Origin of the sequence: Azovibrio restrictus DSM 23866, assembly GCF_000429665.1 — a bacterium.
Classification (GTDB): Bacteria; Pseudomonadota; Gammaproteobacteria; order Burkholderiales; family Rhodocyclaceae; genus Azovibrio; species Azovibrio restrictus.
This window is the reverse complement of the sequence record NZ_AUCH01000002.1, coordinates 28,436-47,660: the sequence shown is the minus strand read 5'-3', so window position 1 is coordinate 47,660 and position 19,225 is coordinate 28,436. Positions and strand designations below refer to the sequence as shown.

The following is a 19,225-nucleotide window of genomic DNA, read 5'->3' as shown; positions in this document are numbered from 1 at the left end:
CCCCCAAGGCAAGGGCCGGCACCGCAGTGCAACATGCGGCCCCCGGGGGGAGCGCAGTATAGTTGAGGCTTGCATGCTCTCAAGACAGGAATGTCCATGGCCACCCCCAAGAAAAACACCACTCCCGCCCCCCGTTCCAGCGCCGCAGCCCCCAAGCCGGCCCCCCGCAGCGCGGCCCGCCCGGCCAGCGCCTCCGCCAAGTCCGCTACGGCCAAGCCCGGCACCGCCCGGCCGCGCCGGGCCAGCGCTGGCGACATCGCCACCTCCAGCACCCCGGCGGGCATTGCCGCCTTCGAGGTGGAACAGGCCATCGCCGCAGCCCGGACCTCCAAGGCCGTGGCGGTCACCGACATCCTCCAGTCCGCCGCCAAGGGGGACATCAAATCCGTGGCCAGCACCCTGGAAACCATCCTGGCCGGGGCCTCCCCCGATGACGTGGCGGTGCTGCGCGAAACCCTGATGAAGGGGGAAGAGGTGGCCACCAAGCTGCCGGTACGCCCCGACGACGAGCTCTCCGACGACTGGCGCACGGGCGGCTACCCCTACAAGAACCTCATGTCGCGCCGGAATTACGAGAAACAGAAATACCAGCTACAGGTGGAGCTCCTGAAGCTGCAGGCCTGGGTCAAGGAAACCGGCCAGCGGGTGGTGATCGTCTTCGAAGGCCGGGACGCAGCCGGCAAGGGGGGCACCATCAAGCGCTTCATGGAACACCTGAACCCCCGGGGCGCCACCGTGGTGGCCCTGGAAAAGCCCTCGGAAGTGGAACGGGGCCAGTGGTATTTCCAGCGCTACATCCAGCACCTGCCCTCGGCCGGCGAGATCGTGCTGTTCGACCGCTCCTGGTACAACCGGGCCGGAGTGGAACGGGTCATGGGCTTTTGCAACCCGGATGAGTACGCCGAGTTCATGCGCCAGTGCCCCGAGTTCGAGCGCAACCTGGTGAGGAGCGGCATCCACGTGATCAAGTTCTGGTTCTCCGTGAGCCGGGGCGAGCAGCGCCGGCGCTTCAAGGAGCGGGAAAACCATCCCCTGAAGCAGTGGAAGCTCTCGCCCATCGACCTGGCCTCCCTGGACAAATGGGACGACTACACCAAGGCCAAGGAGGCCATGTTCTTCTACACGGACACCGCCGACTCCCCCTGGACCGTGGTCAAGTCCGACTGCAAGAAGCGGGCGCGCCTGAACGCCATGCGCTACGTGCTGCACAAGCTCCCTTACACCAACAAGGACCTGGACCGCATCGGCCCCCTGGACCCCCTGCTGGTGGGCCGCGCCAACGTGGTCTACGAACGGGGCGAGCATGAAGGGACCGCCATCCTGTGATGCATCCGGCAACACCCGGGGGGGCGGCCCTGCCCCCCGCCATCCTGCTCATGGGCCCCACCGCCAGCGGCAAGACCGCCCTGGCCCTGGAACTGGCGCGACGCTTCCCGGTGGAGCTGATCAGCGTCGATTCCGCCCTGGTGTTCAAGGACATGGACATCGGCACGGCCAAACCCGACCGGGCCACCCTGGCGGAATTCCCGCACCGGCTGGTGGATGTGATCAGCCCCGAGACCGCCTACTCGGCGGCCCGCTTCCGGGAAGAGGCCCTGGCCGCCATGGGCGAGATCAGCGCCGCCGGCCGCATTCCCCTGCTGGTGGGCGGCACCATGCTGTACTACAAGGCCCTGCTCGAAGGGCTGGCCGACCTGCCCCAGGCTGATCCGGCCCTGCGCGCCGCTCTGGACGCGGAAGCCCTGGAAAAGGGCTGGCCTGCCCTGCACCAGGAGCTGGCCGAGCGGGACCCGATCACCGCCGCCCGGCTCCACCCCACGGACGCCCAGCGCATCCAGCGGGCCCTGGAAATCTGCCGGAGCACGGGCGGCACCATGTCCGAGCTGCTGGCCCGGGGCAAGGACGGAGCGCCCCCCTACCGCTTCCTGCGCCTCTCTCTGCTGCCATCGGAACGGGGCGTGCTGCACGAACGGATCGCCCGGCGCTTCAAGGAAATGCTGGACCAGGGTCTGATCGAGGAGGTGGAGCTGCTGCGCCGCCGCTACGCACTGAGCCTGGAGCTGCCCTCCATGCGCTGCGTCGGCTACCGCCAGGTGTGGGAATGGATGGACGGCAGCTTCAGCCGCGCCGAACTCACCGACCGGGGCATCTTCGCCACCCGTCAGCTGGCCAAGCGCCAGATCACCTGGCTCAGCAACAGCCTGCCCGGAGAGGTGCACGACTGCCTGGCGCCGGACCTGGAAGTCCGGGTCCGGGAGCGGCTGGAGCGCTTCCTGGAAGAAGCTGCATGAGTCCCGTCAGCGTCATCTACCACGCCGACTGCCTGGACGGCTTCGGCGCCGCCTACGCCGCCTGGCGCCGGTTCGGCGATGGGGCCCGCTACCTGCCCATGCACCACGGGGAAAGCTGGCGGCCCGAAGACGTGGCCGGCCGCCAGGTGTTCATCCTCGACTTCTCCTTTGCCCGCCCCGCCCTGGAAAGCCTGGCGGCCCAGGCGGAGTCGGTGCTGCAACTGGATCACCACGGTACCGCCCGGGACATGTGGGGTGAGCTCCTGGGCCCCGGGCCCGGGGGTCTGGCGCGCTACCGGGCGACACAGCTGCCCCTGGAAGTAGCCTTCGACCTGGACAAATCCGGGGCCCGCCTGGCCTGGGAATATTTTCATCCGGATACGCCCCTGCCCCTGGCCCTGCAGCATGTGGAGGACCAGGACCTGTGGCGCTTCGCCCTGCCCCAGAGCCGGGCTTTCTGCCGCGCCCTGCGGCTGCAGCCCTTCGATTTTCAGTCCTGGGACCGGATCATCCGCAGCGCCGGGCAGCCCGACGCCCCGGCCTACCAGACCCTGTGCCATACCGGAGCGGCCATCGACAGCTTCCTGGCCACGGAAGTGGCGCGCCTGGCCGACAGTCCCCTGGTCATGCCCGCGGTCCTGCCCGGCGAACTCGTGGATCCCCTCCAGGCCCGCCGCCACGGCCTGCCGGTGCTGGAGACCGAAACCGGCCACCGGCGCCTGGTCCGGGGCCTGTCCATCAACGCCAGCAGCCTGTTCACCTCGGAGCTGGGCCAGGCCCTGGCCCGCCGCAGCGGCAGCTTCGGGTTGATCTGGCAACTGGGCGGCGACGGCCGGGTGAAAGCTTCCCTACGCGCGGAAGACCGGGTCAATGTGGCCCTGCTGGCCGAATGCCAGGGCGGCGGCGGCCACCCCAACGCGGCCGCCTTCCGCATGGACCTGGCCCGCTTCGCAAGCCAGGTCCTGGAGCCTGAGCAGCGCTGATTCCGGCACCGCCGGGAGCCGCAGGACGGCGCCCCGGCCAAGGGCCAGTTTTACCCTAAAAACCTCACCACAGAGACACAAAGACACAGAGAAGTTCAAAAAAACACAGGCTTGCATTATCTTCTGCGCTCACCTAGAAAGTGACCTGGCCTTCTAGGACAAGTCTTTGTTTTTCCTCGGCATCTCTGTGCCTCTGTGGTTTAACTGAGGTTTTAAGGTTTACTTCGAAGGAGCTGGCCCGGGCACTTCCGGGCCATGGAAATGGCTGGCCCACCACAGGCGCAGGGCCATGCCCCAGCCGCTGGTCAGCCCCACACTCACGAAACGGATCTGTCCCCGAGCATCGATCACCACCAGGGCCGGCACGCCCTTGAGGCCGTAGGCCCCGGCCAGCGCCCCATCGGCATCGGCCACCGTGGTCCAGGCCAGCCCCCTGGCCGCCAGGCTGCGAGCCACCTGGGCTGCGTCACCGGATTGCATGGCGATGCTGAGCACCGGCCATTCCAGCCCCAGGGCATCCACCATGCCTTCCAGGGTCTTGCAGATCGGGCACCACTCGGCCCAGAAATAAAGCACCACCGGACCGCCGCCCTGGGCCGCCCGCCACTGGCCCAGGTTCAGGGGCTGGCCCTGGACCGTGACCCGGCTGAAATCCGGGGCTGCGCCCCGGGGCACATCCCGGGTCTGCCAGAGCTGCACGGCGAGGAACACCGCCAGCACCAGCCCCAGTTCCAGCAGCCAGCGCCGCCAGCGGCCCTTGCCCCTGGCAGCAGCGGCCGGCTCCGGCCCGGTCATGGGTGCTTGCCCCTGCTCATCCGGCCTGGATCCGCTGGCCCACCCGGGGCAGGCGGCGCCAGCAAGCGGGCAGGTGGATTTCCGCCGGTAATTCCCGGGCCCGGTAGATTTCCCTGGCCTGCCGGTGCATCTCCCGTTCCAGGCTGGCCACCCCCACCATGCGATCGAACCAGTTCTGCAGTTGCTGCATCATGATCTCACCTCCGAGTACGCGAACACTGTTTAAATTTACAGTGCAAATATACAGTATTTTTACTGGATGAACAGCCCTGTCCGCGTCCCCGGCCGGGAGTTCAGATTTCGCTGATCACCCGGCCTTCCTCCAGGCGCGACTTGGGCAGGCTGGCATTGAAATCCGCCTCGGAGTGGTAGCCCAGGGCCACCACCACCATGCTGGTCAGGCCTTGCTGCTCCAGCCCCAGCTCCCGATCCAGGGCTGCGGCATCAAAACCTTCCATGGGGCAGGCATCCAGCTCCATGGCGGCAGCACCCAAGAGCAGAGTGCCCAGGGCCAGGTAGACCTGGCGGCTGATCCAGACGGCCTCATCCTGGAGCGTCTTCTGGTGCAGTTCCACGTAGAAGCGCCGGGTCTTGTCCTGGGTCGCCATGGCTTCGGGCGTGGCATAGCGGCCATCCCGCTGTTCCTGCTCCAGCAGCGCCTGCAGATGGGCATCATCGAGACTGCGCCTGGCGCAGAGCACCACCACCAGGGAGGCATCCCGGACCTTGCCGGCGTTATAGGAGAAATCTCCCTGCATGGCCTGCAGCACCTGCTGCCGCCCCTGCTCGGAAGCCGCCAGGACAAAATGCCAGGGCTGGGAATTGACCGAGGACGGGGCATGACGCAGCAGGGCGCGCAGCTGGGCCAGCTGCTCGGCGGAAAGGGGCCGGCCGGGGGTGAAAGCCTTGGTGGTGTAGCGGCGCTGGGCGATCTGGGCGATATCCATGGAAAACTCCTGGTGATATGGAAGGAGGGGCGGAGCACTGACAAAGTGACCGTCCGGGGCGGATGTAATTAGACCACTTGTCTAGAAAATTGCAAAAAAATTAGCGGGGCAGCCCGGCAAAGAAGAACTCGGCAAAGATGTCCAGGGGTTCCGGGGAAGCCTCCAGCTTGGCCCGCAGCACCGCCCCCTCCCAGCCTATCCAGAAACAGGCGGCCAGCCGCTGGCAGTCGGCCCCGGCGGCCAGTTCCCCCCGTTCCCGGGCCGCTTCGAGACAGGCGGCCACCTGTCCCTGCCAGTCAGCGAATACCTGGGCCAGCAGCTGGCGGAAACTGCCGGGCAGGCAACCCGTCTCCTGCCCCAGGTTGCCCACCAGGCAGCCGCGCCGGAATCCGTGCAGGGCCATTCGGGCCCGGGACTCGGCCACGAACCCCCGCAGGCGCTCCAGGGGCGGCAGGGCCTCGTTGCCCAGGTTGCGCTCCAGCTTATGGGAAAGGAGCTCCCCGTAGCGGCGCACCAGGGCAACGCCGAAGGCCTCCTTGCTGGCAAAGAAATGATAGAAGGAGCCCTTGGGCACCCCCACCCGACGCAGGATTTCGTCGATGCCGGTGGCGGAAAAACCCTTCTCGGCCAGGATTTCCACCCCCGCCTGGAGCAGGATTTCCCGGGTTTCACTTTGGCCGCTCCCCTGCCGCGGCGGACGGCCGCGACGGCGGGGCAAGGGGGAGGGAGAGATGGACGGGTTCATGGCCGGGGATACTAGACCGATAGTCTATTCAGCTCAAGGGCATAGTAGCCCCCCTGGGCGGGCGCCGTTTCGGCTGTTAATATACGCAACATATATAGATCATATAAAGACCATGAACCATGGGTATCGTCAAGATTTCCGAGCAGATGCATGAAAACCTGCGCCTGGCCAGCGGCGCCCTGGGCCGCTCCATCAACGCCCAGGCGGAACACTGGCTGCGGGTGGGCATGCTGGCCGAGCTGCAGCCCGGGCTCAGCTATGGTGATATCTGCCAGCTCCTGCTGCAGGCGGAACAGCAGCACCTGGAAACCGTGAACACGGGGGCCCGGGCCGCATGAACAAGCCTTCCCTCCCCGTTGTTCCCCTGCATACGGCCGAAGAAATCGCCCTGGCCCGGCGCGCCGGCCAGCTGGCCGCCCGGGTGCTGCAGATGATAGGCGAGCACGTACGCCCCGGCGTCAGCACCGATGAGCTGGACCAGCGCTGCCATGACTACATCGTCCACGAGCTCCAGGCCATTCCCGCCAACATCGGCTACCACGGCTATCCCAAGACCATCTGCGCCTCGGTGAACCACGTCATCTGCCACGGCATCCCCTCCGAGCGGAAACTGAAGCAGGGCGACATCGTGAACATCGACGTGGCCCTGATCAAGGACGGCTGGTTCGGAGACACCAGCCGCATGTACTGCGTCGGCGAGCCTGGCACCCTGGCCAGACGCCTGGTCCGCACCACCTACGAAGCCATGGGCGCCGGCATCCGCCAGGTCCGGCCCGGGGCAACCCTGGGTGACGTGGGCCACGCCATCCAGCAGGTGGCCCACCGGGAAGGCTTCAGCGTGGTGCGCGAATACTGCGGCCACGGCATCGGCCGGATCTACCACGACGAACCCCAGGTGCTCCATTACGGCCGCCCGAACACCGGGCTGCGCCTGGAGCCAGGCATGATCTTCACTATCGAGCCCATGCTCAATGCGGGCAAGGCCGCCACCAAGCACCTGCCGGACGGCTGGACGGTGGTAACCCGGGACCACTCCCTGTCGGCCCAGTGGGAACACATGGTGGCCGTCACGGAAAGCGGCTGCGAGATCCTCACCCCCTGGCCCGAGGGCTACGGGGACTACCCACCCATCCTGCCCACCTGAAAGCGCACTGAGGCCAGATTCAATCCCGGCTCAGGAAATCCTCCAGCACCCGGGCCACCTGTTCCGGCTGGTCGTGCTGCAGGTTGTGCCCGGCATCGACGACGGTCTCCAGACGCAGCTGCCGGAAGCAATCCAGACGCCGCCGGAACTCCTCGGGGCGAGCGCCGAAACGCTGCTGCACGTAGCCCTGGTCGGCCACCAGCTGCAGCACCCGGGCCTCCACCCGGCGCCAGCAGTCCATGGCATCCTCGATCCGGTAGGGATGGGGCGCCGGCACCTTGTGCCAGGGATCGCAGGCCATCTCCACCTGCCCATCGGGGCGCTCCCGGCTCACCCGTTCCGCCAGGAAGGCGGCCCGTTCCGGCAGCAGGCGGGGATTGACCGCCATCAGCCAGCGGGCCAGCTGTTCCCTGTCCTTGTAAGCCCGCAGCCGCGGCGGGCTGGCGATGCCCTCCAGCCAGGTGAGCAAGGTGTCGGCAGCGCCCTGCTCCGCCGGCGGCGGCTTGAGTCCGAGGAAATCCAGCACCGCCAGCTCCTGCACCCGGCCGGGACGCAGGCCGGCATAGGCAGCCGCCACGCTGCCCCCCATGCTGTGCCCCACCACCCGGGCCGGCCTTCCGGGAAAGGTGTGGGCCAGCAGCTGGTCCAGATCGGCGTAGTAATCAGGGAACCAGTAAGGCCGCCCCAGCCATTCGGAAGCACCATAGCCCCGCCAGTCGGGAGCGATCACGTGCCAGTCCCGGGCCAGGGCCTCCACCACGAACTGGAAGGTGGGGGAAGAATCCATCCAGCCATGCAGGAACAGCACCCGGGGCGCCGGGTCCTGGCCCCAGTGCCGCAGGTGATAGCGCAGGCCGCGCACCTCCAGGTATTCGCTACGGGATTCCAGAACAGACATGGCGTCAAAGAGGGGCAGAAAACCCCGGGATTGTAGCCGCCCCAACCCCGTTGATGGCAGAGGGGCAGAGATTTTGCAAATACCCAAACTCAAGCCGATAGGCGAAAGCTATTTCCCATATGCGTACAAACAATTGGAACAATACCTGCCGCCTCCCTAATATCCGTTCTGTCGATTCAACACAACCCAAGGAGAAAAACGATGTCTCTGATCAACACCCAGGTTCAACCCTTCAAGGTCAATGCGTTCCACAACGGCAAGTTCATCGAGGTTTCCGACGCCGATCTGAAGGGCAAGTGGTCCGTGCTGATCTTCATGCCGGCCGCCTTCACCTTCAACTGCCCCACCGAAATCGAAGACGCCGCCGACAACTACGCCGAATTCCAGAAAGCCGGTGCCGAGGTATACATCGTCACCACCGACACCCACTTCTCCCACAAGGTGTGGCACGAAACCTCCCCCGCCGTGGGCAAGGCCAAGTTCCCCCTGATCGGTGACCCCACCCACCAGCTGACCAACGCCTTCGGCGTGCATATCCCCGAAGAAGGCCTGGCCCTGCGCGGTACCTTCATCATCAACCCGGACGGCGTCATCAAGACCCTGGAAATCCACTCCAACGAGATCGCCCGGGACGTGTCCGAAACCCTGCGCAAGCTGAAGGCCGCCCAATACACCGCCGCCCACCCGGGTCAGGTCTGCCCCGCCAAGTGGAAGGAAGGCGCCGCCACCCTGGCTCCCTCCATCGACCTGGTCGGCAAGATCTAAGGCTTTCGGGCCCCGACCATCCGGCCGTCCTCCGGGACGGCCCGGATCGCAGCGCAAAGGCGCCAGCGCAACCCTGTCCTGGCGCCTTTTCATTGCGATTCGCAAGCCATTCCATCGGCATCAATTCCAACAAAGGGAGAACACCATGCTCGACGCCAACATCAAGACCCAGTTGCAGGCCTACCTGACCAAGCTCGTCCAGCCCATCGAACTGGTGGCCTCCCTGGACGAGAGCCCCAAGGCCGCCGAAATGCGCGCCCTGCTCGAAGACATCGCCGGCCTTTCCGAACAGGTGAGCCTGCGCCTGGATGGCAATTACAAGCGCCGCCCCTCCTTCGGCATCGCCCGCCAGGGCCAGGCGCCGCGCATCCACTTCGCCGGCATTCCCATGGGCCACGAATTCACCTCCCTGATCCTGGCCCTGCTCCAGAGCGGCGGTCATCCGCCCAAGCTGGAGGCGGACGTGATCGAGCAGATCAAGGCCCTGGACGGCAAGTACAGCTTCGAGACCTTCATTTCCCTCACCTGCCACAACTGCCCGGACGTGGTGCAGGCCCTGAACACCATGGCCGTGCTCAACCCCGGCTTCGAGGCGGTGATGATCGACGGGGGCATGTTCCAGCAGGAGGTGGAGGAACGCCAGATCATGGGGGTGCCCGCCATTTACCTGAACGGCGAACTGTTCGGCCAGGGCCGCATGAGCGCCGAGGAAATCCTCGCCAAGCTGGACACCGGCGCCATCGCCCGGGAAGCCGAGAAGATCAGCCAGAAGGAAGCCTTCGACGTGCTGGTGGTCGGGGGCGGCCCGGCCGGCTCCGCCGCCGCCATCTACGCGGCCCGCAAGGGCATCCGCACCGGGGTGGTGGCCGAGCGTTTCGGCGGTCAGGTGCTGGACACCCTGGCCATCGAGAACTTCATTTCCGTCAAGGAAACCGAAGGACCCAAGCTGGCCATGGCCCTGGAGCAGCATGTGCGGGAATACGATGTGGACATCATGAACCTGCAGAAGGCCGAGGCCCTGGTACCCGGTGAAAACGGCGGCCCCATCCAGGTGCAGCTGGCCTCCGGCGCGGTGCTCAGGAGCAAGACCGTGATCCTCGCCACCGGCGCCCGCTGGCGCGAGATGAACGTGCCCGGTGAAGCCGAATACCGGGCCAAGGGCGTGGCCTACTGCCCCCATTGCGACGGCCCCCTGTTCAAGGGCAAGCGGGTCGCCGTGATCGGCGGCGGCAACTCCGGGGTGGAAGCCGCCATCGACCTGGCCGGCATCGTCGCCCAGGTGACCCTGCTGGAATTCGGCAGCGAACTCCGGGCCGACGCCGTGCTGCAGAAAAAGCTCTACAGCCTGCCCAATGTCACGGTGATCAAGGAAGCCCAGACCACCGAGGTGAATGGCGACGGCCAGAAGGTCACCGGCCTCACCTACAAGGACCGGGCCAGCGGCGCGGTACACCAGATCGAGCTGGAAGGCATCTTCGTGCAGATCGGCCTGCTGCCCAACACGGACTTCCTCAAGGGCAGCGTCGAGCTCTCCAGGTTCGGCGAGATCGTGGTGGATGCCAAGGGCCAGACCTCGGTGCCCGGGGTGTTCGCCGCCGGGGATTGCACCACCGTGCCCTACAAGCAGATCATCATCGCCATGGGCGAAGGGGCCAAGGCCAGCCTCTCGGCCTTTGACCACCTGATCCGCAGCTCCGCCCCGGCTTGAGGCCGGCCCGGCAGCAAAACGGGGTGACCGGCTGTCTGGCCCGTCACCCCGTTTTGCGTGGAAAATAAGTCCAGTCCCTGATCCCCCAGGAGTCCCCATGGAAGCCACCCGCCCCGCCAGCCTGGTCCCCGACTGGATCAGCACCCTCGCCGGACACGCCCGCCAGCATCCCCTCGCGGCCCTGGGCCTGGGGCTGTCCCTGCTGGCCGTGCTCCTGCTCCTGGCCCAGAGCCTGTTCCAGGTCGCCAGGGGCGAAGCCAGCCCCATGCTGCGTCAGGCCCTGCTGGGAGGCCTGGCCGGTTTCGCCACCACCACCCTGGGCGCCCTGCCCGCCCTGTTCCTGCGCGGCATCCCGCAAAAGCTGGAAGACAGCCTGCTGGGCCTGGCCGCCGGCATGATGCTGGCGGCCAGCGCCTTCTCCCTGCTCCTCCCCGGGCTCGAAGCCGGCGGGGAAATTCTCGGCAGCAAGCCGCTGGGCGCCGCCGTGGTGGTGCTGGGCATGGGACTGGGGGTGCTGCTGATGCTGGGTCTGGATGAATTCACGCCCCACGAGCACGACAAGACAGGTCCCTGCGGCCCCGGCCATGAACGCTGCGGCCGGGTCTGGCTGTTCGTGTTCGCCATCGCCCTGCACAACCTGCCCGAGGGCATGGCCATCGGCGTCAGTTTTGCCGGGGGCGACCTGGGAGTGGGCATTCCCCTCACCACTGCCATCGCCCTGCAGGACATTCCCGAGGGGCTGGCCGTGGCCCTGGCCCTACGGGGCGCCGGGTTCCCGGCCCTGAAGGCGGTGGCTGTGGCGGGTCTGAGCGGCCTGCTGGAACCCATCGGCGCCCTGCTGGGGGTCGGACTCTCCAGCGGCATGGCCCTGGCCTACCCCCTGGGACTGGGGCTGGCTGCCGGCGCCATGATCTTCGTAGTCTCCCACGAAGTGATCCCGGAAACCCACCGGAACGGCCACCAGACACCAGCCACCCTGGGCCTGATGGCAGGATTCGCCCTGATGATGGTGCTCGACACCAGCCTGGGCTGAACGCGGCAAAGCCCTGCAGGAACAGGCATGCAGACGGGGAAAAACTGAAAGATGGGGAAAAACAGGGAACAGGGAATGGTGCCCATGGGCAGGATCGAACTGCCGACCTCTCCCTTACCAAGGGAGTGCTCTACCACTGAGCCACATGGGCTTCCCTTGTGCTTCCCATCGAGCGATGGAAAGCGGAAAGCTGGCTCCTCGACCTGGGCTCGAACCAGGGACCTACGGATTAACAGTCCGGCGCTCTACCGACTGAGCTATCGAGGAATCGGTATTGAATCAACAAAAAGCCCGGCGAGTTCAACCGGGCTGATTGTATCTCTGACTCCAGCCTATGAAGGCTTGGTTGCGGGGGCAGGATTTGAACCTGCGACCTTCGGGTTATGAGCCCGACGAGCTGCCAGACTGCTCCACCCCGCGTCCGTCAGAGAGATGAGATTATAGGGAGCAGGCAAAGGCCTGTCAACACTTTTCAGGATTTAATCTTTCAGCCACTCCAGCAGGCTGGCCCATTGCTCCGCGTCCCGCTTGAACTTGGAGCGGGGGGGATCGAAGATGGTCTGGCCGGCAGCCGCCACGTTCACGTAGTTCTGGGTGTTGCGCAGGTAAGCCAGGATGGGGATGTCGAAGTGGCGCAGGAACTCTTCCAGCATGGCTGCCGCCCGGGTGCGGGGATCGACGCGCATGGCGACGATGCCGATCTTGGCGGCCCGGCCGCGCAGGTCCTGGCGCACCGCATTCAGGAAGTCCTCGGTGGCGGCCATGTCGAAGATGGACGGCACCACGGGGATGATCACCCGATCCACGGCGCGCAGATAGTCATTGAGCTTGTAGCCCTGGAAACCGGCCGGGGCGTCCAGGACCACCCAGTCGGGCTCCTGAGGCAGGTTGATGAGCATCTGGTTGCCGCCGAAATAGCCGGTCACCGAGGGCAGGCCCGGGTCCCGGAACGCCATCCAGCGCAGGGAGGATTGCTGGCGATCCAGATCGCAGAGGCTGACACTCAGTTCCTGGTTGGCAAAATAGCCGGCCAGATTGGTTGCCAGGGTCGTCTTGCCAGCCCCGCCCTTGGGATTTGCCACCATTACCGCACGCATTGACCTATCTCCCTTCAATAATCAGTAAACTGCGAACCTGTCGATTATAGGCTGACGGCATCGGGCCGCAGCGAGGAGTTTGAAGATGGAACGTAATAGCACCGATGAGCGCCTGGGCATCCAGTCCATAGAACTGGGATTTCAGATCCTCAAGGTCCTGGCCCAGCACGGCCGCCCCATGATGCTCAAGGATCTGGCCGCCCAGGCCGGCATGGCGCCGGCCAAGGCGCACCGCTACCTGGTGAGCTTCCTGCGCATCGGTCTGGTGGAACAGGACCGGCGCTCCGGCCGTTACGACCTGGGGGGCTGGTGCCTGGAACTGGGTCTGGCCGGCCTGGCCCGCCTGGACCCGGTGCGGCTGGCGGAACCCATCCTGGAAGACCTGTGTGAAAGGATTCACGAAACCGTGGCCCTGGCGGTCTGGGGCAATCGGGGCGCCACCATCGTGCGCTGGGCCGATGCGGGCGGGGCCATCACCGTGAACCTGCGTCCCGGAGCCGTGCTGCCCCTGGCCAATTCGGCCACGGGTCGGGCCTTCGCCGCCTTCTACAAAGGCCCGGCCCTGAAAACCATCCTGCACGAAGAACTGGTGGCCACGGCCCGGAGCACCGGGGTGGCCGTGGGCAGCCAGCGGGCCAGCCTGGAAAAGTCCCTCGCCGAGATCCGCAAGCGGGGCCTGGCCCGGGCCAGCGGCAGCATGACCCCGGGCATCAATGGTTTCAGCGCCCCGGTCTACGATCACAACGGCAGCATGGTGGCGGCCATCACCGCCCTGGGCTCCGTGGGTAACTTCGACAACGACTGGGAAAGCCCCATCGCCGTCGCCGTGAAGGCGGCCGGGGAAGACCTTTCCCAGCGCCTGGGGGCGCAGCAGAACGCCTGATCAGGGCGCCAGGCTGCCCCGCTGCACGTCCCGGCGGCTCACCCGGGCCGGGCCGAAGGCCTGCAGCAGGGCGGCGTAGGCCGCTTCAGCCGCGGCCCGGTTGTCGCGGCTGAAATTGCAGACATAGAGATCCAGGGTCACGGCCTCCAGTTCCGGCCAGGTATGGATGGCTAGGTGGGATTCCGCCAGCACCACGGCCCCGGTGGCCCCGGCGGGCTGCTCCGGGGTGCCGAAGGGGTGAAACAGCCAGCCCACCACCGTCAGGCCGGCTCCCCGGCAGGCTTCCAGACACAGCTGTTCCAGGAGCCCGGCATGGCGCAGCAGCCCCGGGTTGGCGCTGCAGCCCCGCCACTCGGCCAGGATGTGCAAGCCCTCCACCTCTACACCAGCCTTTCCCGCAGCCGGCCGCCTGCGCCCGCCAGGATGTGTTCGGCGGCGCGCACGCCCCAGTAATTGGCCTCCTCGAACAGGGACAGGCAGCCCATGTCCCCATGGGCCAGCTGCACCCTGCCCCAGCCCGCCGCCAGCCGTTCCAGCCGCGCCCTGCGGCGTAGCCCCGGCAGGGGCCTGACCATGGCGTGTCCGTGGCGGAACAGGTCCAGGCGGGTGGTGAGCCGGCGGATGTCCCTATGGGCCCGGGACAGGTCCGCCAGGATTTCCTCGGCCCAGGTCTCCCGGGAGGTGGACAGCAGCCGGGCCCGGGCAGCTCTGGGGTCGGCGTCGGAGAGGGGCCGGTAGTAGCTGAGCACCGTGGGGCCCCGGCTGTCCCGGCGGAGCTGCTGGTGGGTGGCCACCACATAGCCCAGGCCGGGACTGTCGTAGAGGACGTTGTCCCAGGCCAGGGGCATGCCCGCCCCCGGCTCCGGGGGCGCCGTCAGGCTCAGGGTGGCCACCAGCCAGGGGGCATAGCCCAGGGGGGCGATGGCTGCCGCCAGCTCCGCCGGCAGCTCCCTGGCCAGACGGGGCAGCAGATAGAGGGGGGCCGCCCAGATGAGCTGCCCGGCCTGGTACTCGAGGCTGCGCTCCTGCTTCCGGTCCCAGACCTGGACGCTGATCTCCGTCGGCCCCTGGCGCAGGGCATGGACAGCGCAGCCCGTGTGCAGGGCCGGCCCCAGGCGCCCGGCCAGGCGGTTCACGATCCAACCGTTGCCCTCGGGCGCCGTGAGCACGGTCTCCCCGGCCCCCTCCCCGCCCCGCCCGGTACGGCAGGCGAAGTAGTGGATGCCGGCCCAGGCCGACACCTGGCGGTAATCGGTGCCGTAGTCGTCCCGGCAGGCGTAATTCACGTACCAGTGCAGGGAGGGGGCGTCAAAACCTTCGGCCCGCATCCAGTCGTGCATGGTGAGCTGCTCCAGGGCCCGACTGGCCGGGGTCTCCCCGGCGTAGGCCGTGGGCAGGGCAAACAGGCGCCGGCCCCGGTCGTCCCGGGCGGCCTTGAATTCCCCCATGCGGGCGAAGAAACGGGCCTGCTGTGCCTGCTCCCCGGCCGCCAGGTGCAGATGGGGCACCAGCCCCTCCTGCCAGAGGCCCTGGCGATACAGGCGCTCCTGGGGGGCGTGGCAGAGGTAGGCTTCGTCATACACGGGCGCCTCGGCGGCGGGATCGCCGCGCAGCACCCCCAGATCCGCCAGCAGGGCGCGTACGGCCCGGGCCTCGGGGTTGGGCAGGGGCAGGTAATGGGCCCCCAGGGGATAGGCGGAAATCCCGTTCCGGCCGGAGCGGGAATTCCCGCCCGCCTGGGCCTCCAGTTCCAGCACCGCGAAATCCTGGAAGCCGGCCCGCTGCAGGCGCCAGGCGGCAGAAAGCCCCGCCACCCCGGCACCGATGATCAGCACACCAGTGCGCCGCGTTTCCGCCGGGGCCGGAAAATCCCCCCCGGCCAGGCGATGCCCCAGTTCGAAGTCCCCTCCGGCCAGCTCGCCGGGCGGCAGGGGCGGCGCTGCCCCGGGCGCGCAACCGGCCAGGGCTGCCGCCCCCCAGGCGGCGAGAAAGTCCCGGCGCCGCATCAGCCCCGCCTCACCGGGCCGCCCCGTGCCATTCCTGCTCGAACAGACGCACCAAGCTCTGTTCGTTGAGACGGTTCGGCGCCATGGGCAGGCACGCCATGTCGGCGGGGAAATGGAACAGGTCCCCCGTGCCCGCCACGGTGAGAAAGCGCAAGCCTTCCGGGTAAGCGCTGGGCAGCCCCGGGGGCTCCCGGCCCGCAAGGACATAGCCCCATTCGCCGAAGCTGGGCACCAGAGCGTGGTAAGGAGCGGTCTGGAAGCCGGCGGCTTCCAGGGTGGCGACGATGGTCCAGAAGGAGCGGCGGGCGTAATAGGGGGAGGTGGACTGGATCACCACCCGCCCGCCCGGCGCCAGATGCCGCTCCAGCAGGCGGTAGAAGCCGGTGGAGTAGAGCTTGCCCAGGGCGAAATTGGAGGGATCGGGGAAATCCACCACCACGAAGTCGAAGACCTCGCCGTTCTCCTCCAGCCAGATGGCCGCATCGGCATTGATCACGCTGACCCGGGGGTCCTTCAAGGCGTTGCCGTTCAACTGGGTCAGCAGGGGCGCAGTGGAAAACAGCCGGGTCATGGCCGGGTCCAGATCCACCAGGGTCACGGACTGGATCTGGGGATAGCGCAGGATCTCCCGAACCGCGAAACCGTCGCCGCCCCCCAGCACCAGGATGCGCCGGGCCCCGGGCAGGGCTCCCAGACCCGGATGCACCAGGGCCTCGTGGTAGCGGTACTCATCCCGGGAGGAAAACTGCAGATTCTGGTTCAAGAACAGGCGGATGTCGTCCCGCCAGCGGGTCACCACGATGCGCTGGTAGGGGGAGCTCTCCATGTGGATCACCTCGTCGGTGTACAGCCAGCTCTCGGCCATGTCCGACACCTTGCCCGCCACCCCCAGCCCCCCCAGGAGCAGCAGCACGCTGGCCCCCGCCGCCAGACGCAGCCCCCCGGACCGGGGCAGCTGGTCCCGGAACAGCAGCAGGGCCCAGACCGCCACTCCCACGTTGAGGAGACCGAACAGCAGCCCGGTACGCATCAGGCCCAGGTAGGGAGCCAGGATCAGGGGAAACAGCAGGGACACGGCCAGGGCCCCCAGGTAGTCCACGGCCAGGACCCGGGACACCAGCTCCTTGAAAGCCACCTCCCGCTTCAGGATGCGCATCACCAGGGGAATTTCCAGCCCCACCAGGGTACCCACGGCCAGCACGGCCAGGTAGAGCAACACCCGGAAAGGCCCCGTCTGGGCAGCGAAGGCCAGGAACAGGCCCACCGCGGCGAAGCCGCCCAGCACCCCCACGGCCAGCTCGATCTGGATGAAGCGGCGCACCAGGTTGCCGCCCACGTAGCGGGACAGCCAGGAACCCAGCCCCATGGCGAACAGGTAGGCGCCGATGATGGTGGAAAACTGGGTGATCGAATCCCCGAGCAGATAGCTGGCCAGGGCCGCCGCCACCAGCTCGTAGGCCAGGCCGCAGGAGGCGATGACGAAGACCGAGGCCAGCAGGGCGTGCTGCAACCGGGCTGGCGGGCGGACGCCCTCCGCCGCCGGCATGACAACCTCGTCCGTCAAGATTTATCCACGCACTCAGCCATGGATGGCAGCAGCAACGATGATGGCGATGCCCAGGCACATGGCGGCGATGACGATGGCCAGGGGCTGGTTCTTGCGCTCGACGATCTCCCGCCACAGCTCGTAGGGGGTGAGCTTGTCTACGATGATGAAGGACACCCAGAACACCACCACCCCGAGAATGGAGTACAGGAGGGAGTTGAAGAGCAGTTTGGCGTTGATGAGTTCAGGCATGGCGCCTCCTTATTTGTGATAGATGCTGCGGGCCCCGGAACCGCCGCCACTGCGGCCCGAAGCCACGTTGTCGAACAGGCTGTAGCCGTTGTGCTGGGCCCAGGCGAAGCCGGCCAGGGCCATGGCGGCGAGCAAGGCGTAAATGCGGCTCATGGGCCACCCCGCCGCAACCGGTCAATCATCGTCATCGTCGCTCTCGCTTACCTTGGGGTGATCGCTCTCGGCCCAGCGGGCCACCTCGAAGGCGTACATGCGCCAGCGGGTATAGATGGGGAAGGCCGCCAGGAACAGGAACAGCAGGATGATGTTGCTCCAGCTGGAGCCTCCTTTCCGCACCACCAGGGTATCGGAAATGGGCTGGTAGCGGCCCGGGTCCATCTCCGGCTCCAGCATCAGGCGCCAGGTGCCGGGGGGCACGTCCCGGAAGGACACGTCCCCCTCCTGGGAACCCTCGCTCCAGCTTTCCCCGCCATCAGTGCCCCAGTAGTAGCTGAGTTCCTGGCTGGCGTGCCGGGCTTCCCCGGTCTGCTCATTGACCAGCACCAGGTCCAGGGCCACCCAGTCGTTGGAAATGCCGGCCTGGTTCTGCACCACCAGGGTGGGCAGGTGGGATTCCACCACGAAGGGCTTGCTCAGCACCGGCTGTTCGACGCCGGGCTGCAGGGCCAGGCTCTCGCGCACCAGGACCTGCTCCTGCTCCAGGGCCCAGAGCCCCAGTTGCAGGAGCACCCCGATGATGAAGAAAATCCAGAAATTGCGGCACACCCGGCGATGCCGGTCCGCCACCGGCGAGGGCTGGTTGGCATAGACGCCCCGGGGCTCGGGCAGGGTCCCCAGGCCGAAGGCCTGGCTGATCTCCTCGTGGGGCACGTATTCGGCCAGGCTCCAGCTCACCTCCTTGCCCGTGGCCTCCCGGGTCAGCAGCAGAGGCGGCACCACATAGTCATCAAGCTTGGCCTTCTCCCCCACCTGCACCCGCCAGGTGAACTCCCCGATCACGTATTCCACCTCGGCCCCGTAGGACTGGAAGTGGTCGAAGCGATGCTCCCGGTACGCCAGGGCGCCCCGGGGAGAAGTCCGGTAGCGGGTGTTCATGGCGCTGGGCACATCGCTGAGCACGTCGGCCACATTCCAGTGGCCGTCATACTCGGTGAGCCAGCGGTAACCCGGTTTGTCCACCCGGGCCAGCAGGTATTCGCGCCAGTCGTAGCGCTGGCCCTCCACCTTCATGAAGCGCTGCATGAAACCTATGACTTCCAGCTTCTCGCCCCGAAAGCTGCCCACCTTACCCAGGGGAATGCGTGGCTGGACCGGGGCATCCTTGCCCTTGAGGCCGGAAATGAGTTTTTCGGTGTCCGGGTCGGTGACCGCGCCGCACTGACGGCAGCCCACGGCCAGGATGCCCTCGTGCCTCACCTCCAGGGGAGCACCGCAACTGGCGCAGCGCAGGGCCCTGGCCTTCAGGGTGGGCGCCCCGGGCAAGGGCATGCCCGGGCGCAGGTTGTTCCATCCCAGGCTGGAAAAATCCACCACCTGGCCGAAGAACACCAGGGGCGGCCCGCTCTCCCCGTCGCTGTAGTCAATGGTGGCCAGCCGCTCCCCGGCGCGCAGGTCTGCCACTGGCGCCGGGTAGCCGCCCCCCACCTTGAAGGGCAGTTCCCCTTCCCCGGCCACGCACTCGGCGTTTTCCAGATTGGTCACCGTCCAGGTCCGCTGGCCCAGCACCAGCCCCTCGCCGGGTTTCAGGCTGGCAAAGGGGGGAATGGCTTCCGGCACCCACTCCAGGAAGGAGAGCACGTACTCGCCCCCGGCCTCGGACAGCCAGCCGGTACGCTGGTCGTCGAAAAGCAGGTGCCACTCGTTCCACAGCCCTTCCCCGTAGCGGAGCTGGATGCGCCCCACCAGGGCGAAATGCACGCCCTGGTAGCGCCCTTCGGCCCCCAGTTGCAGGGGCGAACGGTCCTCCACCAGGGCGGCCATCTTGCCCAGGTCCTCGATATTGCCCTGGAGGTTCAGCAAGGTGGTCTGGCAATACTCGCAGACCGCCAGGATGGAGGCGGAAGAGCGGAAGGTGACGGGTGCCCCGCAAGAGGGGCACTGGGCGGTTCGGGCCATGGAACTGTCCGGAAAAA

The 19,225-nt window shown here is 67.1% G+C and carries 21 protein-coding genes and 3 tRNA genes; 9 read left to right on the top strand and 15 right to left on the bottom strand.

Annotated features, from left to right (window positions below):
• Nucleotides 1-96: 96 nt before the first annotated feature.
• The 3 genes from ppk2 to G474_RS0102255 are packed head-to-tail and all read left to right on the top strand — an operon-like array spanning nucleotide 97 to nucleotide 3,274.
• Nucleotides 97-1,326 (top strand): polyphosphate kinase 2, encoded by a 1,230-nt coding sequence (gene ppk2, locus G474_RS0102265; protein ID WP_043462967.1) that lies wholly within the window; start codon nucleotides 97-99, stop codon nucleotides 1,324-1,326.
• Entirely contained in the window at nucleotides 1,326-2,291 is a 966-nt protein-coding gene (gene miaA / locus G474_RS0102260) for a tRNA (adenosine(37)-N6)-dimethylallyltransferase MiaA (protein WP_026685564.1), read from the top strand. The genes ppk2 and miaA overlap by 1 nt, the downstream gene beginning before the upstream one ends.
• Nucleotides 2,288-3,274, top strand: coding sequence for a DHH family phosphoesterase (locus G474_RS0102255; protein ID WP_026685563.1), 987 nt, complete (start codon nucleotides 2,288-2,290; stop codon nucleotides 3,272-3,274). The genes miaA and G474_RS0102255 overlap by 4 nt, the downstream gene beginning before the upstream one ends.
• A 219-nt stretch (nucleotides 3,275-3,493) precedes the next feature.
• On the opposite strand, the gene G474_RS19150 is transcribed toward G474_RS0102255, so the two are convergent.
• The 4 genes from G474_RS19150 to acuR all read right to left on the bottom strand — a co-directional run bounded on the left by G474_RS19150 (nucleotide 3,494) and on the right by acuR (nucleotide 5,761).
• Nucleotides 3,494-4,069 (bottom strand): redoxin domain-containing protein, encoded by a 576-nt coding sequence (locus tag G474_RS19150; protein ID WP_051281700.1) that lies wholly within the window; start codon nucleotides 4,067-4,069, stop codon nucleotides 3,494-3,496.
• A gap of 16 nt (nucleotides 4,070-4,085) precedes the next feature.
• Nucleotides 4,086-4,262, bottom strand: a complete 177-nt coding sequence (locus G474_RS23100; RefSeq protein ID WP_156919112.1) for a hypothetical protein — start codon at nucleotides 4,260-4,262, stop codon at nucleotides 4,086-4,088.
• Between the two features lie 100 nt (nucleotides 4,263-4,362).
• Nucleotides 4,363-5,016, bottom strand: coding sequence for an oxygen-insensitive NAD(P)H nitroreductase (gene nfsB / locus G474_RS0102240; RefSeq protein ID WP_026685562.1), 654 nt, complete (start codon nucleotides 5,014-5,016; stop codon nucleotides 4,363-4,365).
• A gap of 100 nt (nucleotides 5,017-5,116) precedes the next feature.
• Nucleotides 5,117-5,761, bottom strand: coding sequence for an acrylate utilization transcriptional regulator AcuR (gene acuR / locus G474_RS0102235; RefSeq protein ID WP_026685561.1), 645 nt, complete (start codon nucleotides 5,759-5,761; stop codon nucleotides 5,117-5,119).
• Nucleotides 5,762-5,880: 119 nt separating this feature from the next.
• Between acuR and G474_RS0102230 the strand changes: the two genes are divergently transcribed.
• Nucleotides 5,881-6,099 (top strand): ParD-like family protein, encoded by a 219-nt coding sequence (locus G474_RS0102230; RefSeq protein ID WP_026685560.1) that lies wholly within the window; start codon nucleotides 5,881-5,883, stop codon nucleotides 6,097-6,099.
• Nucleotides 6,096-6,905 carry a type I methionyl aminopeptidase gene (map, locus tag G474_RS0102225; protein WP_026685559.1) on the top strand — a complete coding sequence of 270 codons (810 nt, stop codon included), beginning with the start codon at nucleotides 6,096-6,098 and terminating at the stop codon, nucleotides 6,903-6,905. The genes G474_RS0102230 and map overlap by 4 nt, the downstream gene beginning before the upstream one ends.
• A gap of 19 nt (nucleotides 6,906-6,924) precedes the next feature.
• On the opposite strand, the gene G474_RS0102220 is transcribed toward map, so the two are convergent.
• The gene (locus tag G474_RS0102220; RefSeq protein WP_026685558.1) at nucleotides 6,925-7,803 is read right to left on the bottom strand and encodes an alpha/beta fold hydrolase; all 879 of its coding nucleotides are present in this window, start codon (nucleotides 7,801-7,803) and stop codon (nucleotides 6,925-6,927) included.
• A 201-nt stretch (nucleotides 7,804-8,004) separates the two neighbouring features.
• On the opposite strand from G474_RS0102220, the gene ahpC reads away from it, so the two are divergent.
• From ahpC to G474_RS0102205, 3 genes are all read left to right on the top strand, one after another.
• Nucleotides 8,005-8,568 (top strand): alkyl hydroperoxide reductase subunit C, encoded by a 564-nt coding sequence (gene ahpC, locus G474_RS0102215; RefSeq protein ID WP_026685557.1) that lies wholly within the window; start codon nucleotides 8,005-8,007, stop codon nucleotides 8,566-8,568.
• A gap of 145 nt (nucleotides 8,569-8,713) precedes the next feature.
• Nucleotides 8,714-10,276 (top strand): alkyl hydroperoxide reductase subunit F, encoded by a 1,563-nt coding sequence (ahpF, locus tag G474_RS0102210; RefSeq protein ID WP_026685556.1) that lies wholly within the window; start codon nucleotides 8,714-8,716, stop codon nucleotides 10,274-10,276.
• Between the two features lie 97 nt (nucleotides 10,277-10,373).
• A complete protein-coding gene (locus G474_RS0102205; RefSeq protein WP_026685555.1) occupies nucleotides 10,374-11,309 on the top strand; it encodes a ZIP family metal transporter in 936 nt (311 codons plus the stop codon).
• Between the two features lie 76 nt (nucleotides 11,310-11,385).
• On the opposite strand, the gene G474_RS0102200 is transcribed toward G474_RS0102205, so the two are convergent.
• From G474_RS0102200 to G474_RS0102185, 4 genes are all read right to left on the bottom strand, one after another.
• Nucleotides 11,386-11,460: transfer RNA gene (locus tag G474_RS0102200), tRNA-Thr, on the bottom strand.
• A 40-nt stretch (nucleotides 11,461-11,500) separates the two neighbouring features.
• Nucleotides 11,501-11,576 (bottom strand) — tRNA-Asn (locus G474_RS0102195).
• 76 nt (nucleotides 11,577-11,652) lie between these two features.
• Nucleotides 11,653-11,729 (bottom strand) — tRNA-Met (locus tag G474_RS0102190).
• Nucleotides 11,730-11,788: 59 nt separating this feature from the next.
• A complete protein-coding gene (locus tag G474_RS0102185) occupies nucleotides 11,789-12,406 on the bottom strand; it encodes a ParA family protein (protein WP_026685554.1) in 618 nt (205 codons plus the stop codon).
• Between the two features lie 85 nt (nucleotides 12,407-12,491).
• Between G474_RS0102185 and G474_RS0102180 the strand changes: the two genes are divergently transcribed.
• Nucleotides 12,492-13,289 (top strand): IclR family transcriptional regulator, encoded by a 798-nt coding sequence (locus G474_RS0102180; protein WP_026685553.1) that lies wholly within the window; start codon nucleotides 12,492-12,494, stop codon nucleotides 13,287-13,289.
• On the opposite strand, the gene speD is transcribed toward G474_RS0102180, so the two are convergent.
• Genes speD through G474_RS0102150 form a run of 6 tightly spaced genes read right to left on the bottom strand, consistent with a single transcriptional unit; the run spans nucleotide 13,290 to nucleotide 19,208 of the window.
• A complete protein-coding gene (gene speD / locus G474_RS0102175) occupies nucleotides 13,290-13,667 on the bottom strand; it encodes an adenosylmethionine decarboxylase (protein WP_026685552.1) in 378 nt (125 codons plus the stop codon).
• A gap of 2 nt (nucleotides 13,668-13,669) precedes the next feature.
• Nucleotides 13,670-15,295: an FAD-dependent oxidoreductase gene (locus tag G474_RS0102170; protein ID WP_043462964.1), complete on the bottom strand. Its 1,626-nt coding sequence runs from the start codon at nucleotides 15,293-15,295 to the stop codon at nucleotides 13,670-13,672.
• A 10-nt stretch (nucleotides 15,296-15,305) separates the two neighbouring features.
• Nucleotides 15,306-16,859: a polyamine aminopropyltransferase gene (locus G474_RS0102165; RefSeq protein ID WP_245589288.1), complete on the bottom strand. Its 1,554-nt coding sequence runs from the start codon at nucleotides 16,857-16,859 to the stop codon at nucleotides 15,306-15,308.
• Between the two features lie 15 nt (nucleotides 16,860-16,874).
• Nucleotides 16,875-17,093: a DUF350 domain-containing protein gene (locus G474_RS0102160; protein ID WP_026685549.1), complete on the bottom strand. Its 219-nt coding sequence runs from the start codon at nucleotides 17,091-17,093 to the stop codon at nucleotides 16,875-16,877.
• A gap of 9 nt (nucleotides 17,094-17,102) precedes the next feature.
• Complete coding sequence (locus tag G474_RS23095) at nucleotides 17,103-17,246, bottom strand: hypothetical protein (RefSeq protein ID WP_156919111.1); 144 nt, start codon at nucleotides 17,244-17,246, stop codon at nucleotides 17,103-17,105.
• Nucleotides 17,247-17,267: 21 nt separating this feature from the next.
• Entirely contained in the window at nucleotides 17,268-19,208 is a 1,941-nt protein-coding gene (locus G474_RS0102150) for a DUF4178 domain-containing protein (RefSeq protein ID WP_026685548.1), read from the bottom strand.
• Between the last annotated feature and the right edge of the window lie 17 nt (nucleotides 19,209-19,225).

Excerpts from the sequence above, each read along its gene's own strand:
- G474_RS0102170 (WP_043462964.1), bottom strand. The coding sequence starts at position 15,295 with ATGCGGCGCCGGGACTTTCTCGCCGCCTGGGGGGCGGCAGCCCTGGCC.
- G474_RS0102185 (WP_026685554.1), bottom strand. The coding sequence starts at position 12,406 with ATGCGTGCGGTAATGGTGGCAAATCCCAAGGGCGGGGCTGGCAAGACG.
- miaA (WP_026685564.1), top strand. The coding sequence starts at position 1,326 with ATGCATCCGGCAACACCCGGGGGGGCGGCCCTGCCCCCCGCCATCCTG.
- G474_RS0102220 (WP_026685558.1), bottom strand. The coding sequence starts at position 7,803 with ATGTCTGTTCTGGAATCCCGTAGCGAATACCTGGAGGTGCGCGGCCTG.
- ahpC (WP_026685557.1), top strand. The coding sequence starts at position 8,005 with ATGTCTCTGATCAACACCCAGGTTCAACCCTTCAAGGTCAATGCGTTC.
- G474_RS0102180 (WP_026685553.1), top strand. The coding sequence starts at position 12,492 with ATGGAACGTAATAGCACCGATGAGCGCCTGGGCATCCAGTCCATAGAA.
- G474_RS0102150 (WP_026685548.1), bottom strand. The coding sequence starts at position 19,208 with ATGGCCCGAACCGCCCAGTGCCCCTCTTGCGGGGCACCCGTCACCTTC.
- ahpF (WP_026685556.1), top strand. The coding sequence starts at position 8,714 with ATGCTCGACGCCAACATCAAGACCCAGTTGCAGGCCTACCTGACCAAG.
- acuR (WP_026685561.1), bottom strand. The coding sequence starts at position 5,761 with ATGAACCCGTCCATCTCTCCCTCCCCCTTGCCCCGCCGTCGCGGCCGT.
- G474_RS0102160 (WP_026685549.1), bottom strand. The coding sequence starts at position 17,093 with ATGCCTGAACTCATCAACGCCAAACTGCTCTTCAACTCCCTCCTGTAC.
- G474_RS23100 (WP_156919112.1), bottom strand. The coding sequence starts at position 4,262 with ATGATGCAGCAACTGCAGAACTGGTTCGATCGCATGGTGGGGGTGGCC.
- G474_RS23095 (WP_156919111.1), bottom strand. The coding sequence starts at position 17,246 with ATGAGCCGCATTTACGCCTTGCTCGCCGCCATGGCCCTGGCCGGCTTC.
- G474_RS19150 (WP_051281700.1), bottom strand. The coding sequence starts at position 4,069 with ATGACCGGGCCGGAGCCGGCCGCTGCTGCCAGGGGCAAGGGCCGCTGG.
- nfsB (WP_026685562.1), bottom strand. The coding sequence starts at position 5,016 with ATGGATATCGCCCAGATCGCCCAGCGCCGCTACACCACCAAGGCTTTC.
- G474_RS0102205 (WP_026685555.1), top strand. The coding sequence starts at position 10,374 with ATGGAAGCCACCCGCCCCGCCAGCCTGGTCCCCGACTGGATCAGCACC.
- ppk2 (WP_043462967.1), top strand. The coding sequence starts at position 97 with ATGGCCACCCCCAAGAAAAACACCACTCCCGCCCCCCGTTCCAGCGCC.
- G474_RS0102230 (WP_026685560.1), top strand. The coding sequence starts at position 5,881 with ATGGGTATCGTCAAGATTTCCGAGCAGATGCATGAAAACCTGCGCCTG.
- map (WP_026685559.1), top strand. The coding sequence starts at position 6,096 with ATGAACAAGCCTTCCCTCCCCGTTGTTCCCCTGCATACGGCCGAAGAA.
- G474_RS0102255 (WP_026685563.1), top strand. The coding sequence starts at position 2,288 with ATGAGTCCCGTCAGCGTCATCTACCACGCCGACTGCCTGGACGGCTTC.